We start from the raw sequence: 16,376 nt of genomic DNA, 5'->3' as shown, positions 1-16,376 counted from the left end.
GCATTTTGTACCTATTCGTCATATTGCTCAGGCACATAGGACCCTTCGGCCAGATCCGCAAAGCGGGTAAATTCTGACTGGAAGGCGAGTTTAACAGTACCGGTCGGCCCGTGACGCTGCTTAGCAATAATCACGTCAGCAGTGCCTTTGACCTTTTCAAACTGCATTTTCCATTCGTCATGTTTCGGATCGAATTCATCACGCGGTTCAAGGTTTTTGACATAATATTCTTCACGGAAAACGAAGAGCACAACGTCCGCATCCTGCTCAATCGAACCCGATTCACGCAAGTCAGAAAGTTGCGGGCGTTTGTCATCGCGACTTTCCACCTGACGGGAAAGCTGTGAGAGCGCGATAATAGGCACGTTCAGCTCTTTGCCCAAGGCTTTCAGACCAGTGGTGATTTCGGTAATTTCCTGCACGCGGTTTTGTGCGGATGCTTTTGAAGAACCAGTCATCAGCTGGACGTAGTCGATCACCAGAACATCAAGGCCGCGCTGGCGCTTCAAACGGCGCGCACGTGCAGCGAGCTGGGCAATAGAGATACCACCCGTCTGGTCAATATAAAGCGGAATTTTCTGCATCACTTGCGAACAAGCAACCAGTTTTTCAAAGTCGGTTTCGGTAATATCACCACGGCGGATTTTGGAGGACGATACTTCCGTCTGCTCGGAGATAATACGTGTAGCCAGCTGTTCTGCCGACATTTCGAGCGAGAAGAAGCCGACAACACCGCCATTTAAGGCTTTGATGCTGCCGTCTGCCTGCTGTTCGCCCTCATAGGCATTGGCGATATTGAAGGCAATATTGGTCGCAAGCGAGGTTTTACCCATACCCGGACGCCCCGCCAGAATGATCAGGTCGGAAGGCTGTAAGCCACCCATTTTCGCATCAAGTGACTGGATGCCGGTTGAAACACCGGACAAATGTCCGTCACGCATAAAAGCTTGGTTAGCCATATCGACAGCTGTGGTAACAGCATCTTTAAATGCCTGAAAACCACCGTCATACCGGCCGGTTTCGGCCAGTTCGAAGAGGCGGCGCTCGGCATCTTCAATCTGGCTTTGCGGTGCCATATCAACAGGCGCATCATAAGCGACATTGACCATTTCCTCACCAATATTGATGAGCGAGCGGCGAGTAGCCAGATCGTAAATCGCGCGGCCATAATCTTCGGCGTTAATAACGGTCACCGCCTCAGCGGCAAGGCGCAGCACATATTGGAAAACGGTCAGATCACCGACTTTTTCTTCTGCCGGAAGAAATGTTTTCATCGTCACCGGATTAGCCATTTTGCCAACACGGATCAGATCGCTGGTAATTTCATAAATACGTTTGTGCAGAGGTTCATGAAAATGCGTCGGCTTCAAAAAGTCCGAAACACGATAAAACGCATCATTATTAATCAAAATCGCGCCGAGAAGAGCCTGCTCAGCTTCAATATTGTTTGGCGTTTCACGGTAAAGCCCGCCTTGACCATCGCGGCCATCGCCCCGTGGTTCGGTTAGTTTGTGTACCGTTGCTTCCGCCATAATCTCATGCCCTATATTTTGAAAAATCCGGTTGAAAATCTCGGAGCCAACCGGATTACCAATATATGTATCTCATCTGATGTGATGAGGGTACAGGCGATAGCATGATTCACACTGATTCACAGGGGGTATGTGACAACTTCCGCTCATTCTGTGTGAATGCATGATTGCGGTTTTCAGTATTAGCGCTTGCGCGCTTACTATCAAGCCGACGTAACCGCTTTTCTTCTGCTTCAATATAATTGCGGGTGAGAGGCACCGATTCTTGCCGATGGGCAATTTGAATATGAAAGACCATCATATCCTGCCAGCGGAAAGCACTTTCGGAACCGGCCAGATAAAATTCCCACATTCTGCAAAACCGCTCATCATAAAGCGCTTTGGCTTCATCGCGCCGCGCCATAAAGGCTTCACGCCATGCTTTGAGCGTTTCAGCATAATGCAAACGCAGAATTTCAATGTCGGTGACAATCAATCCTGCTTTTTCAATATGAGGCAGAACTTCTGAAAGAGCAGGGATATAGCCGCCTGGAAAAATATGATGGCGAATAAAAGGGTTAGTTACGCCTGGGCCGTCACTGCGGCCGATGGAGTGCAATAAAAATACACCGTCTTTTTTGAGCAGTCGCGCCACGTGTTGGAAATATTCGGCAAAATGCCCCACGCCCACATGCTCGAACATGCCGACAGAACTGATCCGGTCATAGCTATCGGTTAAATGGCGGTAGTCTTTGAGTTCAAACTTGGCGCTATGGCTTAAATTATCCTGTGCTGCCCGCTGATTGGCAATCGCATGCTGTTCTTCTGAAAGCGTAACTCCCGTGACATCGGCTTTAAGGAATTTTGCCATATAAAGGCCAAGCCCGCCCCAGCCGCAGCCGATATCCAGCAGTTTGTCGCCTTCATTAATCAGAAGCTTGGCAGCGATGTGACGTTTTTTGGCAAGTTGTGCTTCGGCCAGTGTTGCTTCAGGTGTTTCAAAATAAGCGCAGGAATATTGCTTGTCGGGATCAAGAAACAAATCATAAAGCGCACCTGAAAGATCATAGTGGCTTTTGATGTTTCGCGACGAGCGCATGATGGTGTTCATCTGTTGCAAACGACGCAGACTACGGCGCGCAAAGGATAGTGCTTTCATCCATGGTTGCGTGGCGGCCGTGGGGCCGGTATTTTCAAAGACAAGCTGTAAGAGCCCGTAAATATCCCCCTCAACCACATCCAGCTCGCCATCCATATAGCACTGGCCGAGTTTCAGTTCAGGGTCAAAGGCAATGGCTCGCTCAGCGTGTGCTGTATTGAATTTTATATGGATATGTGCGCCGCTGCCGTCACCGTAACGGCTGGTTATCAGTTTAGAATCTGTCACCGACAGATTGCCGGTTTTGACTATGCGTTTCAAAACCGTATGTAAAAGTCCATTCATCGCCAATCTCCCATTTAGAAGGACTGGAGGATGAAGTAGTGCTGATCCGCGTGTTTCATGTGTCAGGGCGATTGCGGATTGCCCCACTTGCACCTTAAACAGTCTGCTACTGCTGCACAGGATAAGCACTTTTTTGGTTCTGAAAAGAGAAAATGCCCGACATTTCTGCCGGGCACTTTCTTTTTACTTAAAAAACATCAGGAACGAGCCCGAGTTCTGAAGCAATTAAGCCTGTTCTTCTTCGTCTGAACCGTCGAATTCTTCTTCGTCGATTTCTTCAGATAAAGGCTCTTCTTCAATGCCATAGATGGCTTCGATTGAAGTCAGGTCTTCGCCTTTTTCCTGACGCTCAGCTTCTTCAGCAGAACGAGCAACGTTAACAGCAACAGTGACTTCTACTTCTGGATGAAGCACGATCAAAACATTGTGAAGGCCAATGGTTTTGATCGGGTTGTTGAGTTCAACCTGGTTGCGGTGCAGTGAGAAGCCCGCTTCTGTGATGATGTCAGCGATATCACGGGTTGAAACTGAACCATAAAGCTGACCGGTTTCACCAGCTGAACGAACAACAACAAAGCTGTTGCCTTCGAGCTTGTCTGCAACTGCCTGAGCTTCGTTTTTACGTTCCAGGTTCTGTGCTTCGAGCTGAGCGCGCTGGCCTTCGAACTTCTTCAGGTTTGCTTCGTTCGCACGCAGAGCTTTGCCCTGTGGGAGAAGGAAGTTACGGGCGAAGCCGTCTTTAACTTTTACAGTGTCGCCCATCTGGCCGAGGCGGGCAATACGTTCCAGGAGAATAACGTCCATGGGATATTCCTTTCGAGTTTGTGTGTAAAATTACGATTGATCAGTTTTTTGTCTCTTGGAAACCGGTGCAGTTCGGGTTGTGTCGAACAGGCCGATAACAAAGAAAATGAGAAGTAGTGGCGCCAGCAACATGATGCCGACATAAGACAACCACAGAATCAGCGGGCGCAGGCTCATGCCACGGGTGCGCTGATGCACAATGGCAAAGCCGGAAAATAAAAATCCGGTGCCGATTGCCCCCACAAAAACGAGGGCGGCTTGTGCAGTACCAGCACCAAAGAAGGACAGTGCCAGTGCAACGGCAAAAACACTGAGTGCGGCAACCGGCATACGCAAAGTGGTTGGCCAGTCATCGCGCGGGCGTTTCAGACGGCCGGATGCGCCGGTCAAACGCAGTGCGAGATAAAGATTGCCGATGAGAGCTGCCAGTGCGATGGCTGGCTGCATGGCAGGCAAAACCACCATTAAAATGGCAGCCAAAGCGGCCTGCATTTCAGCGTCCGACTGATAGCTTGGATCGGCAGCCTGCAAGCGTTCCATTACCTGTGCGGTTAATTCACGCACCATGTCTTCGCCAAAGCCGATGAGGTAGCCAATGATGATAAAGCTGACCGCAACCATCAGTGCTAAACGGAAGATGATGTCGGAGAGAGGGTACCAGACTAAAATATTGGCAGAGCCGCCCATATCACTGGCGGGACGCGCTAAACCTGAAAGATAAGCGCCGATTGCTGCCGGAATAAAGCTGGTAAGCGCAATCAGCACAGCGGCCATTGGCACGCTAACGATGCTGACTGTAGCTGTGGCTGCAACGGCTGCAATGATTCCGGCATTGGAACCCCAGCCAAGCGCTGCCATGAAAATTGGTAATGGTGTCAGGAAATACAAAACCATCGCCATGCCCGACTGGGCAATGACGCCGGAAGACATTAATGCAGAAGCCAGTCCTGCAAGTATGCCTACGCCAATGATGGTTTTATCGAATTTCATAAGTTCCGCTGTCCTGCGTGCAAGAATTTGAGCGCTCTTGCCTTTTTGCAGTTAGAGGTTCCGGTTTAAACCGCTTCAACCCCAACTCGAGTTTTAAAGTGAACCTGACCCGTGCTCATCACGGAAGGTTTTATGCGTATAGTCTGGAAGTGATTTGCGGGCAATGCAAAAAAACACTGCCCGCAAAACAAAACTTATTTCACTACATATGGCAGCAGGCCGAGGAAACGTGCACGCTTGATTGCTTTAGCAAGTTCGCGCTGTTTCTTCTGGCTCACAGCTGTGATGCGTGAAGGAACGATTTTACCGCGTTCAGAAATGTAACGCTGCAAAAGCTTGATGTCCTTGTAATCGATCTTTGGTGCATTTGGACCAGAGAACGGGCAAGTTTTACGACGACGATGGAACGGGCGGCGTGTTGGGATCTGATTGATATCAACCATTATTATGCTCCTTCGCCAGCTTCGTTGTCACGTGGACGACGTGGACCGCGTTCACGGTCACCGTCACGCGGACGACGTGGACGATCATCATCACGGCCGAAGCGATCGTCGCGTTCACGACGGTCATCACGGCGTGTCAGCATTGCCGACTGGCCTTCTTCGTGTTCTTCTACACGTACTGTGAGGAAGCGCAGAACATCTTCATTGATGCGCATCTGGCGTTCCATTTCAGCAACAGCTGCCGCAGGGGCATCGATGTTGAGAAGTGTGTAGTAAGCTTTACGATTCTTTTTAACGCGATAAGTCAGGGGACGAAGACCCCAGTTCTCAATGCGCCCGACTTTACCGCCGTTAGCTTCGAGGACACCCTTGAACTGTTCAACGAGGGCATCAACTTGCTGCTGCGTAATATCCTGTCGGGCAAGGAGCACATGTTCATAAAGAGCCATTGGCTTTGCCTTTCTTCTGTTTCTCATTAGCTCGAAATCAGCGGCTAAGCCTCTGCGACTTCTCCTTAACCGCTATTGCGGGAAGAAAGGACGCTGGTCGAGACGATCGAGAGCGGAGACACGGGAGATGAAGCATTTTCTCGCTTCTCACGTCATTGTTGCAAGAGCAATTGACATGATCCTCCGTTCAGCCCCCAGCTGATGCCGAGCAATGAATGTCTGGCTCTTAAGCGTTTTTCCCCGTCTTTGCAAGCCGCATTAGTGCTTATGCGTGACAAAAGCTTGACTTGTGCGCAGAGCAAAGGCACATCGCGAGATAGAAAAAATAAAGTTTATGCAGCTTTTGGTGTTCAGGCAGGGTGATAATCCGTCATTGAATACCTATAAATCTCATATAAACTGCTCATTCTTATATGGGCTTTGACATGAGATTGTATCGCCGCATTATATATAGAGTGAGGTATTTATGACCGTAGCATTTACTTTTCCCGGCCAGGGCAGTCAGGTTGTTGGCATGGGCAAAGCGCTTGCTGAGCAATTTGCAGAAGCACGTGCAGTTTTTGCCGAAGTTGATGATGCACTCGGGGAAAAGCTTTCAGCGACTATGTTTGAAGGTCCTGAAGATGTGCTGACGCTCACAGCCAATGCGCAGCCTGCTTTGATGGCTGTGTCGATGGCTGTGTTGCGAGTGATGGAATCACAGGGTTTTTCTTTGAAAGATCAGGTTTCCTACGTTGCCGGTCATTCGCTGGGTGAATATTCAGCCCTTTGCGCCGCCGGCACATTCTCACTTGCTGATACCGCCCGTTTGTTGCGTATCCGCGGTAATGCCATGCAGGCCGCAGTTCCTGTGGGGCAAGGCGCGATGGCTGCCATCATTGGTCTGGAACATGCGGATGTAGAAGTTATCTGTGCAGATGCCGCTTCTTTGGGTGCGGTGCAGATTGCCAATGATAATGGTGGCGGTCAGCTGGTAATCTCCGGCTCGAAGGCGGCCGTTGAAGCCGCTGCTGCCAAAGCCTCTGAAAAGGGCGCAAAGCGCGCGATCATGCTGCCGGTTTCTGCACCTTTCCATTCAAGCCTGATGTCACCTGCGGCTGATGCCATGCGTGAAGCACTGGCCAATGTGCAGAAAAACGATCCGGTAGTGCCATTGATCGCCAATGTGCGTGCGGCTCCTGTTACATCTGCCACTGAAATTGCTGATTTGCTGGTTGAGCAGGTCACCGGACAGGTGCGCTGGCGTGAAACTGTTGAGTGGTTTGCAGCTAATAATGTTTCGACACTTTATGAAGTTGGTTCAGGCAAAGTTCTGACTGGCCTTGCACGTCGTATTGCTAAAGAAATCAACGGTGTTACCGTTGGTTCCGCAGAAGATATTGAGGCAGCATTAGCTGCGTTTTCAAAGTAATTAAAAATGCACCTCAAAAACTGCAAAGCGGATTTTGTAAGTAAGGTGCGCGGTAAATAATAAAAGGATCTCAAATGTTTGATCTGACTGGCCGTAAGGCTCTCATTACCGGTGCAACCGGCGGTTTGGGTGAAGCAATTGCCCGTGCGCTCCATGCACAAGGCGCAATTGTTGGCCTGCACGGTACCCGTAAAGAAAAGCTTGATTCTCTGGCTGCAGAGCTTGGCGAACGCGTTTTTGTGTTCCCTGCAAACCTCTCCGACCGTGAAGAAGTGAAAGCTCTTGGCCAGAAGGCTGAAGAGGAAATGGGCGGCATCGACATTCTCGTCAACAATGCCGGTATTACCAAAGACGGCTTGTTTGTACGTATGAGCGATGAAGACTGGGATGCGGTTTTAAATGTCAATCTGACATCCGTGTTCAACCTGACCCGCGAAATTACCCATCCGATGATGCGCCGCCGTCATGGCCGTATTATCAATATTTCTTCGATCGTTGGCGTGACCGGCAATCCGGGTCAGGCAAACTATTGTGCATCCAAAGCCGGCTTGATCGGTTTTTCGAAATCACTTGCACAAGAAATTGCCAGTCGTAATGTAACGGTCAACTGCATTGCTCCAGGGTTTATCGAATCGGCTATGACCGATAAGCTCAATGAGAAGCAAAAAGACGCGATTATGAGCTCAATTCCGATGAAACGCATGGGGACAGGCGCTGAAATTGCTGCTGCTGTTGTTTATTTGGCAAGCGATGAAGCAGCTTATGTTACCGGCCAGACTGTCCATGTTAATGGCGGAATGGCAATGATTTAAGCCCTTTATGTGCCCGAAAAGCCATAAAGGGAGGGCAAGAAGCAGATGATTGGGCAAAATCTGCTTTGCCTTGCTCAAGAAGCATGGTAAATGCCGCGCCCAAGAAACAAGACGCCTCGCTTGAAGCGTCTTAATCTCGTTCCGTAAGGAATATCCACAGGATGTATGCTAAAGGATGTAAAGACTACAGTTGGCATATATCTTATAACTTGATTACAATCATGCATACCGCTAACCAAAGCGTTGCAACTAAACACAGGTCGAGGTCACGACATGAGCGATACCGCAGAACGCGTCAAGAAAATCGTTGTTGAACATCTGGGCGTAGATGCCGACAAGGTCACGGAAGGCGCGAGCTTTATCGATGATCTCGGTGCAGACAGCCTTGATACAGTAGAACTGGTCATGGCGTTTGAAGAAGAATTCAGCGTTGAGATCCCTGATGATGCAGCAGAAACCATCCTTACCGTTGGTGACGCTGTTAAGTTCATCGACAAAGCTTCTGCTTAATATTTGAAAATACGGGATCGGAATGCTCCGATTCCGTATTTTTCATACACAGCGTCAAAAAAATGCAAAGCAGTTTTGAAACAGTGTGTATCAAGCAAGTCGAGAGAGCATTTTCAATTTTTAAAATTAAGCTGTAAGTGCTCTTGATGAACCGGTTATCTAATCGGTTTATTTTTTATAGACTAAATTTAAATGTAACTTTTAGGCGTACCGGCGCCTTAAAACCTTACAAAAAAGGTTTAGCCCGGCGCGCATTCAAGGCGACAAATCATCTTGCCCGCTTGCAAGCGGAACATAGTTTGAGATTGTCATACTCGAAGGAGTGAATATGAGGCGTGTCGTTATCACCGGTTTAGGTCTGGTGTCACCGCTGGCAAATGGCGTTGAAGAGACATGGAAGCGTCTTCTTTCCGGTCAAAGCGGCGCTCGCCGTATTACAGAGTTTGAAGTTGACGATCTGGCTTGTCAGATTGCCTGTCGCATCCCTGTAGGTGATGGCAGCAACGGAACATTCAATCCTGATTTATATATGGAACCAAAGGAACAGCGCAAAGTTGATCCTTTCATCGTTTACGCTGTGGCTGCGGCTGATCAGGCGCTGGATGATGCCAACTGGCATCCGGAAAGCGACGAAGATCAGGTGGCAACCGGTGTATTGATCGGTTCCGGTATCGGCGGTATCGAAGGTATTGTTGAAGCTGGTTACACATTGCGCGATAAGGGCGCACGTCGTGTTTCCCCGTTCTTCATTCCTGGCCGTCTGATCAATCTGGCCTCCGGCCATGTGTCCATCAAACATAAATTGCGCGGTCCTAACCACTCTGTGGTCACGGCTTGTGCAACCGGCACCCATGCTATTGGTGATGCTGCCCGTATGATCGCTTTGGGCGATGCGGATGTCATGGTTGCAGGTGGTACTGAATCACCGGTCAGCCGTATCTCGCTCGCAGGCTTTGCTGCTTGTAAGGCGCTGTCGACCAAGCGCAATGATGATCCGACCGCTGCTTCGCGCCCTTATGACGATGACCGTGATGGTTTCGTGATGGGCGAGGGCGCTGGTGTTCTCGTTCTGGAAGAGCTGGAACATGCACTGGCACGCGGCGCGAAAATCTACGCGGAAGTGACCGGTTACGGCATGTCCGGTGATGCTTATCACATCACCGCTCCAAGCGAGAATGGTGAAGGTGCGCAGCGTTGCATGGAAGCAGCGTTAAAGCGTTCAGGCATTACACCTGACCAGATCGACTATATCAACGCACACGGTACATCCACCATGGCGGATACGCTGGAGCTGGGTGCTGTTGAGCGTGTGGTTGGTGATGCTGCATCGAAGATTTCGATGTCGTCAACCAAATCATCGATCGGCCATTTGCTTGGTGCTGCCGGTGCTGCTGAAGCAATCTTCTCGATTCTGGCAATCCGCGACAATATCGCGCCTGCTACAATCAATCTGGATACACCGTCTGTCGCCACCAAAATTGATTTGGTGCCGCACAAACCGCGTGAACGAAAAATCGATACCGTACTTTCAAATTCGTTCGGTTTTGGCGGAACAAACGCATCGCTGGTGATGCGTCGTTACCAGTAATTTTGCTCTTTTAATCAAGAGTCGGGGATAAGCAGGACGCCAGTGCAAAAAACATTGGCGTCCTTTGCGTATCTGGGGATGATAGCTGCATCATGGCGGCATTTCTTGGTGAAGCTAAAAGTAGTTCATGCAATTGGACTGCTTTATTGGTTAAATCCTGTAACAATATTTTTGTGTGCTTCGCCCTAAAGATATCCATTATTTGAGCTATCAAGGATATCTTGCTGCAATTGCATTAGGCGTTTAAGTGCTGTTTGTAGCGAAATGATAAAAATGGATCGCTGGAGTTTATAAACTATCAGTGACGCTGCATCAAATTTGGATCGAGGTGATCGAGTGAGTTCAGACGATAAAAATCCGAAATCTCAGGAAACAGATGTTTTTGAAACATCTGCGGATGCAGCTAAGGTTGCGGATGATGCAATAAAAATTGCAGATCAGGACACTCCTCAAGAAGCCGTCGCATCTGAGATTGAAGTGCAGCCGCAAACGGTTCAGGCTGAACCGGTCATTGATGAACCAGTTGCACAAAGTGCGGCTGAAGCAGAAGTAGCAGTTAGCGATACCGTTGCTGAGCCGGTCAAGCCATTCGTGCCAAAATCCGCAGCTGAAGCATTGCGTCCGCAGCCCGGACCCAAGCCACCTAAAAAGCGTTCGCGTGCTGCCCGCAGCCAGATCGTTATATTTGCAAATTTTATGCTGTCACTGCTGGTTTTGACCGTTATTGCAGGATCTGCACTCTTCTACTTTGGCAAGTTGCAGTTTGATGGTCAGGGGCCATTGCAGGAAGAAACCGCCTTTTTGGTCAAGCGGGGCTCCGGTATTTCCGAAATTTCCGATAGTCTGGAACGTCGTGAATTCATCACGGATGCCCGTATTTTCCGTTATGGCGTGCGCGCTTACGGCCATGAAAATGATATGAAAGCCGGTGAATATATGATCCCGGTCGGCGCTTCTATGCGCGATATCATGAGCATCCTGATCAGTGGCAAGTCGATCATGTACCCGATGACCATTCCGGAAGGTTTGACCGTCAATCAGATTTTTGATCGTCTTGATAAGAATGAAATCCTGACCGGCGCTTTGCCAAAAGAAATGCCGGCAGAAGGTTCGCTCTTTACTGATACACTGCACTTCACCCGTGGCACTACCCGTGCTGAGATGGTTGAGCGTATGCTTGCTTCGCAGAAGAAGTTGGTCAATGAAATCTGGGCGACCCGCCAGAAAGATTTGCCGGTTAAAGATATCAATGAATTTGTGACCTTGGCGTCGATCGTTGAAAAAGAAACCGGTATCGCGGCAGAGCGTCCGCATGTGGCATCGGTTTTTGTCAACCGTCTCAATCAGGGCATGCGATTGCAGTCTGATCCGACCATTATTTACGGCCTGTTCGGTGGTTTGGGTAAACCGTCCGATCGTCCGATTTATAAGTCAGACATTGAAAAGCCGACACCATATAACACCTATGTTATCAATGGCTTGCCGCCGACACCAATTGCCAATCCGGGTCGCGCTGCTTTGGAAGCTGTTGCAAATCCGCTGGCAACCAAGGATGTGTTCTTTGTGGCCGATGGTACTGGTGGTCACGTTTTTGCCGAGACATTGAAAGAGCATAATGAAAATGTTCGTAAATGGCGCGGTATTGAGCAGCAAAAACGTGATGCAGCTACTGCACCTGTTGCTCAATAAACACTGGTAAAACAGGTCTAATCATCAAGTGAAACGGGCACATTGTCCGTTTCACTCACTTTTATTTCCGGTTTTTCTCGATTTTAAAGCCGGACTCTAATGCCAAAGGTCGCGTCTCATGACATTGCAAAGCATGACTGGGTTTGCCCGTTATAGTGCAACACATCAAAATGGTGGGTTGGTGACGAATTTCACTTGGGAAATACGCTCGGTGAATGGCAAAGGGCTGGATGTGCGTTTGCGTCTGCCGCAGGGTTTTGAGGGGTTGGAGCATAATATTCGCGGCCTTGTGGCAAAAAGCTTTACCCGCGGCAATATGCAGGTGTCGCTGACGATCGATAATGGCACCGAGCGTCATGATATCTCGATTAATCATGCATTGGTTGAAAAGCTGCTGGAGGCGTCGCAAGAATTGCAGAGCCGCTTTGGCGTGGCACCCTTAACACTTGATGGTTTGTTTGCCCTTCGTGGCATATTGGATCAACCGCAAGAAGCCGTATCTGAAGAAGATGAGGCAGCATTGAAGGCCGCCGTTCTTGATGGCTTGCGTGCGTTATTGCTGCAATTAAAAGAGACACGAGAGCAAGAGGGATCAGCGCTCAAGCGGATCTTTGAAAAGCATGTCGAAGAGATTGCCACTTTGACAGAAAAAGCACGCCTTGATCCGGCGCGTGGTGTCGAGGCCATCAAGAACCGTTTAGCCGCGCAGGTTTCTTTATTGCTGGATGCGTCACAAGCGCTTGATAAAGATAAGCTCCACGCGGAAGCGGCCTATCTTGCCACCAAGGCGGACATACAAGAAGAACTGGACAGACTGGACACTCATGTGGCATCTGCCAGAAAATTATTACAAAACGGCGGTGCAATCGGGCGCAAGCTTGATTTTCTGTCGCAAGAATTTAACCGTGAAGCCAACACACTTTGCGCGAAATCCAATGCAGCAACGATAACAGCCATCGGTCTGGAACTCAAAGCGACCGTTGATCAGTTTCGTGAACAGATACAAAATCTGGAGTAATTCATATGGCCATCTCATCAACGGAAAATGGCGTTTCCCGTCGCGGGCTTATGCTGGTGATTTCCTCGCCGTCCGGTGCAGGAAAGTCCAGTATTGCAAGATTATTATTGGAAGACAGAGAGATGAATTTGTCTCTTTCTGTCAGTGTCACCACCCGTGCCCGCCGCCCGAGCGAAGTCGAAGGCGTTCATTACCATTTCATCAGCGTGGCTGAGTTTGAACGCTTGCGTGACAGCGATGCGCTGATTGAATATGCAGAGGTGCATGGTAATTTCTACGGCACATTGCGCGCAACCGCCGAAGATGCACTGGCTGATGGTCAGGACATGCTGTTTGATATTGATTGGCAGGGGGCAGACCAGTTGCAGGCAAAAATGCCGGCTGACGTGGTTTCCATTTTTGTGCTGCCGCCATCAATGAAAGAGCTGCAATCGCGCTTGCATCGCCGTGCAGAAGACAGTGTTGAGGTAATTGAAACACGTCTGCATAATGCGCGCGTAGAAATTCAGAAATGGTCGAAATACGATTATATTGTGATCAATGAAGATCTGAACCGCTCTTATACTGCGGTCAAAGCTATTGTCACGGCTGAGCGTTTGCGCCGTGACCGACGTCCGGGTCTGTTTGATTTTGTTGATCAGTTGCTGAACGAACCGGCTGCGCAATAAGTACGCAAATAAAAAACGCCGGAAGTGACTTCCGGCGTTTTTTTTATCAGTCAAGAGCATTGGCAAGCGCTACAAACTCTTCGATGTTTAATGTTTCTGCGCGTCTTGTGCCATCAATGCCGGTAACCTCCAAGAGCTTGGCACCATTGACGGGCTTGAGGCTTTGACGCAGCATTTTACGGCGCTGGCCGAACGCAGCTTGTGTAATGCGTCCAAGCTTTTGCGCATCGCATGGCAAAGGCTTATCAAGCGGTGTGATATGCACCACAGAAGACATGACTTTGGGCGGCGGTGTGAACGCCTGTGGCGGTACGTCAAAGGCAATGCGTGATTGTGTGCGCCAGCCGGCAAGCACAGCCAGACGGCCATAATGGTCGGTATTGGGCGCAGCAACAATACGTTCAGCCACTTCACGCTGGAACATCAGGGTCATTGACTGATAGTAGGGCGGCCAAGGTTCGCTCAACAGCCAGTTAATCAGCAATTGCGTGCCGACATTATATGGTAGGTTGGCGACGATGCGCGGCTTGTTGCCATCAGGAAACAGTGCTTCAAAATCCTGTTCCAGCGCATCGCCGGATATCACTTTCAACCGTCCCGGATAGTGGCTTTCAATCTCGGCCAGAGCTGGCAGGCAGCGTTCATCCCGTTCAATTGCTGTCACCAATGCGCCTTGAGCAAGAAGCGCACGGGTCAACCCGCCGGGGCCAGGGCCTACTTCAATTACCGGCTGGTCTTGTAAAGCGCCTGCTTGACGGGCAATTTTGGACGTCAGATTGAGATCGAATAAAAAGTTCTGGCCTAAAGATTTTTTAGGCATCAGATCATATTGTTCAAGCACTTGGCGTAATGGCGGCAGATTATCAATGCTCATCAGGCAGATTCTTTCAAGGCTGTGAGGCTTAAAGTCTGCGCCAGCTTTAAAGCGGCAAGCAGACTGTCGGGACGGGCAATGCCTTGCCCTGCAATTTCAAATGCGGTGCCGTGATCCGGCGATGTACGGATAAATGGCAGGCCGAGTGTGACATTGACGCTTTCATCAAAAGCCAGCGCTTTGGCCGGAATGAGCGCCTGATCATGATACATGCAGATAGCGACATCATAATTTTGGCGGGCACGGGCATGAAACATCGTATCAGCTGGTAAGGGGCCTTTGATATCCATGCCTTTCGAACGCAGCTTCATAACCACTGGCAATATGACACTCTCGTCCTGATGACCCAAAGCACCATTTTCGCCCGCATGCGGGTTGAGGCCGGAAACCGCGATACGTGGTTCTTTAATGTCAAAACGTGTCCGCAAATCACGCTCTGTGATTATAATGGTTTCTTCAATCAGTTGAGTGGTTAGCTGTTGAGGAACATCATGCAATGGGATGTGAATAGTCACTGGCACAGCACGCAAATCGGGGCCTGCAAGCAGCATCACTGGCATGACCGGATGGCCAAGATGTTGCGATGCAAGACTTGCCAAAAACTCCGTATGACCGGGATGTTCAAAACCAGTATCATAAAGGGGCTTTTTGGAAATAGGGCAGGTTACCACAGCAGATGTGTCTCCTGCCAATGTCAACGCGACTGCTTGCTCAATCGCTTCAATAATGCCGGCAGCATTTTCTGATAACGGCGTACCGATATTCTCGATGAGTTTATTTTTCAGAGGTTGCACTGGCAGAAAGTGTTGAAAATCTGTCTTTGCATTTGCAGGGTTTGAAATTTCAATCGGCGCATCAAGTTGCAAATGCTTGGCGCGTAAGCGCAATTGTTCCACATCACCTAATACCAGAAACTCCGGCACGTTAAGCTGACGGCGCTGCGACCAAAGCGATAATGCAAGATCAGGGCCAATACCGGACGGATCACCAATGCTGAGCGCTAAGGGTTTCATGATACAACCATCGTTAAATGCAACTGCCATTTCAGCTTAATAAAAAGCTGAAATGGCAGTAAATAAGGCGTTAGAAAATCTGTATGCCTGAAGTCTAAGCTCACGCGAACAATGCTTATCGATTAACGATACGGCCCTTTTTGCGCAATTCATCCAAATATTGTTTGCTCAGCTGTTCGGCTTTTTGTTCCTGCCCTTTAGCAGTTTGCGTACCTTCAAGCGAGAAGACCATCTGTGCGACACGGTCATCCGAGACTTTGCGAGTTGAGCAAACTGCAAGAAACTCGACACCTTTCTCAGTGTCATGTGGCTTTGTGGTACTGCCAGCAGAAGCTGCTTTGACATCTTTTTCCCATTCGCCCGGCAATTGCGGTTCTAAAATGCGACCCAGATCACGCACAGTCACATCCAGCATGCCTTTTGCTTGGCTACGGGTTGTCGCGCAGTTGTTAAAGCGCGAACGGAGCGTGTTTGCGTCCTGACGGCGCTTGGCCATCAAAGCGGGAGAACGCTTGGCAGAAGGGACAACGAAAATAACTTGCTGCAGGTGATATTCTGTAGCAACCGGTTTGCGCCCACCATCTTTCAGCATGCGCTGAACAGCATCTGATTCAGAAATAATACCTTCTTCACGGAAGCGGGAGCTGATAAGACGACCCCAGCCCATTTGCACCATGATATAAGTTTTGAAATGTTCAGGCGTGATGCCAGCCTGATTCATCATCTGGTTCATCTGTGCGACGCTCATCCGGTTGCTGGATGCAAAATTAGCGTAGGCCGCATCAATTTCTTGCTTTGAAATGTTGACGCCACGGGTTTTCATTTCAACGCGCTTAAGCATTTCATCGGTCAGCTCAGCACGAGCCTGACTGGTCAGATTACCTTTTTTGCCCTGTACTTTTAAGAAGGCGGCACGTTTTTGAATGTCGCCTGAGGTAATGGCATTGCTGTTAACAATGACTTTAACTTCAGTGCCGCCAGCAGCGGCATAAGCGGGCTGAGGTATAGTTAAGGCGCCAACAGCTGTCAGGCAGAGTGCTGCACTGAAGAAAGATGCAATTATTGGCTGCTTAAAAATCATAACTTATTTCCCGGGTCTTACGTTGGTTTTACAACGTCTCGATAGAGTTCAGCACTTGCTAGATCAAATTT

At 49.4% G+C, this 16,376-nt stretch carries 16 protein-coding genes; 7 read left to right on the top strand and 9 right to left on the bottom strand.

Going from position 1 to position 16,376, the window contains the following annotated elements; translation table 11 throughout:
* Positions 1–11: 11 nt before the first annotated feature.
* From FHS77_RS03735 to rpsF, 6 genes are all read right to left on the bottom strand, one after another.
* Positions 12–1,532, bottom strand: a complete 1,521-nt coding sequence (locus FHS77_RS03735) for a replicative DNA helicase (protein ID WP_184220200.1) — start codon at positions 1,530–1,532, stop codon at positions 12–14.
* 109 nt (positions 1,533–1,641) lie between these two features.
* Complete coding sequence (locus FHS77_RS03730) at positions 1,642–2,955, bottom strand: cyclopropane fatty acid synthase (RefSeq protein ID WP_184220197.1); 1,314 nt, start codon at positions 2,953–2,955, stop codon at positions 1,642–1,644.
* Positions 2,956–3,180: 225 nt separating this feature from the next.
* The gene (rplI, locus tag FHS77_RS03725) at positions 3,181–3,759 is read right to left on the bottom strand and encodes a 50S ribosomal protein L9 (protein ID WP_184220194.1); all 579 of its coding nucleotides are present in this window, start codon (positions 3,757–3,759) and stop codon (positions 3,181–3,183) included.
* A gap of 30 nt (positions 3,760–3,789) precedes the next feature.
* Positions 3,790–4,749 carry a DUF2232 domain-containing protein gene (locus tag FHS77_RS03720; protein WP_184220192.1) on the bottom strand — a complete coding sequence of 320 codons (960 nt, stop codon included), beginning with the start codon at positions 4,747–4,749 and terminating at the stop codon, positions 3,790–3,792.
* 194 nt (positions 4,750–4,943) lie between these two features.
* The gene (gene rpsR / locus FHS77_RS03715; protein ID WP_094506475.1) at positions 4,944–5,192 is read right to left on the bottom strand and encodes a 30S ribosomal protein S18; all 249 of its coding nucleotides are present in this window, start codon (positions 5,190–5,192) and stop codon (positions 4,944–4,946) included.
* A 2-nt stretch (positions 5,193–5,194) separates the two neighbouring features.
* Positions 5,195–5,641, bottom strand: a complete 447-nt coding sequence (rpsF, locus tag FHS77_RS03710) for a 30S ribosomal protein S6 (protein WP_184220189.1) — start codon at positions 5,639–5,641, stop codon at positions 5,195–5,197.
* Between the two features lie 466 nt (positions 5,642–6,107).
* Between rpsF and fabD the strand changes: the two genes are divergently transcribed.
* From fabD to gmk, 7 genes are all read left to right on the top strand, one after another.
* A complete protein-coding gene (gene fabD, locus FHS77_RS03705; RefSeq protein WP_184220186.1) occupies positions 6,108–7,052 on the top strand; it encodes an ACP S-malonyltransferase in 945 nt (314 codons plus the stop codon).
* 74 nt (positions 7,053–7,126) lie between these two features.
* The gene (fabG, locus tag FHS77_RS03700; RefSeq protein WP_184220182.1) at positions 7,127–7,864 is read left to right on the top strand and encodes a 3-oxoacyl-[acyl-carrier-protein] reductase; all 738 of its coding nucleotides are present in this window, start codon (positions 7,127–7,129) and stop codon (positions 7,862–7,864) included.
* 273 nt (positions 7,865–8,137) lie between these two features.
* Complete coding sequence (locus FHS77_RS03695) at positions 8,138–8,374, top strand: acyl carrier protein (RefSeq protein WP_184220179.1); 237 nt, start codon at positions 8,138–8,140, stop codon at positions 8,372–8,374.
* Positions 8,375–8,702: 328 nt separating this feature from the next.
* Positions 8,703–9,962 carry a beta-ketoacyl-ACP synthase II gene (fabF, locus tag FHS77_RS03690; protein ID WP_184220174.1) on the top strand — a complete coding sequence of 420 codons (1,260 nt, stop codon included), beginning with the start codon at positions 8,703–8,705 and terminating at the stop codon, positions 9,960–9,962.
* Between the two features lie 510 nt (positions 9,963–10,472).
* Complete coding sequence (gene mltG, locus FHS77_RS03685) at positions 10,473–11,651, top strand: endolytic transglycosylase MltG (RefSeq protein ID WP_343060951.1); 1,179 nt, start codon at positions 10,473–10,475, stop codon at positions 11,649–11,651.
* A 118-nt stretch (positions 11,652–11,769) separates the two neighbouring features.
* A complete protein-coding gene (locus FHS77_RS03680) occupies positions 11,770–12,669 on the top strand; it encodes a YicC/YloC family endoribonuclease (RefSeq protein WP_184220171.1) in 900 nt (299 codons plus the stop codon).
* Positions 12,670–12,674: 5 nt separating this feature from the next.
* Complete coding sequence (gene gmk, locus FHS77_RS03675; protein ID WP_184220168.1) at positions 12,675–13,337, top strand: guanylate kinase; 663 nt, start codon at positions 12,675–12,677, stop codon at positions 13,335–13,337.
* Positions 13,338–13,383: 46 nt separating this feature from the next.
* Here the strand turns inward: gmk and rsmA are convergent, their stop codons facing one another.
* The 3 genes from rsmA to FHS77_RS03660 form a co-directional block, all read right to left on the bottom strand.
* A complete protein-coding gene (gene rsmA, locus FHS77_RS03670) occupies positions 13,384–14,211 on the bottom strand; it encodes a 16S rRNA (adenine(1518)-N(6)/adenine(1519)-N(6))-dimethyltransferase RsmA (RefSeq protein ID WP_184220165.1) in 828 nt (275 codons plus the stop codon).
* Positions 14,211–15,224 carry a 4-hydroxythreonine-4-phosphate dehydrogenase PdxA gene (pdxA, locus tag FHS77_RS03665; protein ID WP_184220162.1) on the bottom strand — a complete coding sequence of 338 codons (1,014 nt, stop codon included), beginning with the start codon at positions 15,222–15,224 and terminating at the stop codon, positions 14,211–14,213. Before pdxA ends, rsmA begins: the two co-directional genes overlap by 1 nt.
* A gap of 115 nt (positions 15,225–15,339) precedes the next feature.
* The gene (locus FHS77_RS03660) at positions 15,340–16,305 is read right to left on the bottom strand and encodes a peptidylprolyl isomerase (RefSeq protein ID WP_184220159.1); all 966 of its coding nucleotides are present in this window, start codon (positions 16,303–16,305) and stop codon (positions 15,340–15,342) included.
* Between the last annotated feature and the right edge of the window lie 71 nt (positions 16,306–16,376).

The sequence above is a fragment of the Paenochrobactrum gallinarii genome, assembly GCF_014205685.1.
GTDB lineage: Bacteria > Pseudomonadota > Alphaproteobacteria > Rhizobiales > Rhizobiaceae > Paenochrobactrum > Paenochrobactrum gallinarii.
Note: the sequence above shows the minus strand (reverse complement) of the source record. Positions and strands in the feature narration are given on the sequence as shown.

Coding starts and splice junctions, on each gene's coding strand:
- FHS77_RS03730 (WP_184220197.1), bottom strand. CDS start 2,955: ATGAATGGACTTTTACATACGGTTTTGAAACGCATAGTCAAAACCGGC.
- rsmA (WP_184220165.1), bottom strand. CDS start 14,211: ATGAGCATTGATAATCTGCCGCCATTACGCCAAGTGCTTGAACAATAT.
- pdxA (WP_184220162.1), bottom strand. CDS start 15,224: ATGAAACCCTTAGCGCTCAGCATTGGTGATCCGTCCGGTATTGGCCCT.
- FHS77_RS03660 (WP_184220159.1), bottom strand. CDS start 16,305: ATGATTTTTAAGCAGCCAATAATTGCATCTTTCTTCAGTGCAGCACTC.
- rpsF (WP_184220189.1), bottom strand. CDS start 5,641: ATGGCTCTTTATGAACATGTGCTCCTTGCCCGACAGGATATTACGCAG.
- rplI (WP_184220194.1), bottom strand. CDS start 3,759: ATGGACGTTATTCTCCTGGAACGTATTGCCCGCCTCGGCCAGATGGGC.
- fabG (WP_184220182.1), top strand. CDS start 7,127: ATGTTTGATCTGACTGGCCGTAAGGCTCTCATTACCGGTGCAACCGGC.
- gmk (WP_184220168.1), top strand. CDS start 12,675: ATGGCCATCTCATCAACGGAAAATGGCGTTTCCCGTCGCGGGCTTATG.
- fabD (WP_184220186.1), top strand. CDS start 6,108: ATGACCGTAGCATTTACTTTTCCCGGCCAGGGCAGTCAGGTTGTTGGC.
- FHS77_RS03680 (WP_184220171.1), top strand. CDS start 11,770: ATGACATTGCAAAGCATGACTGGGTTTGCCCGTTATAGTGCAACACAT.
- FHS77_RS03720 (WP_184220192.1), bottom strand. CDS start 4,749: ATGAAATTCGATAAAACCATCATTGGCGTAGGCATACTTGCAGGACTG.
- fabF (WP_184220174.1), top strand. CDS start 8,703: ATGAGGCGTGTCGTTATCACCGGTTTAGGTCTGGTGTCACCGCTGGCA.
- FHS77_RS03735 (WP_184220200.1), bottom strand. CDS start 1,532: ATGGCGGAAGCAACGGTACACAAACTAACCGAACCACGGGGCGATGGC.
- rpsR (WP_094506475.1), bottom strand. CDS start 5,192: ATGGTTGATATCAATCAGATCCCAACACGCCGCCCGTTCCATCGTCGT.
- FHS77_RS03695 (WP_184220179.1), top strand. CDS start 8,138: ATGAGCGATACCGCAGAACGCGTCAAGAAAATCGTTGTTGAACATCTG.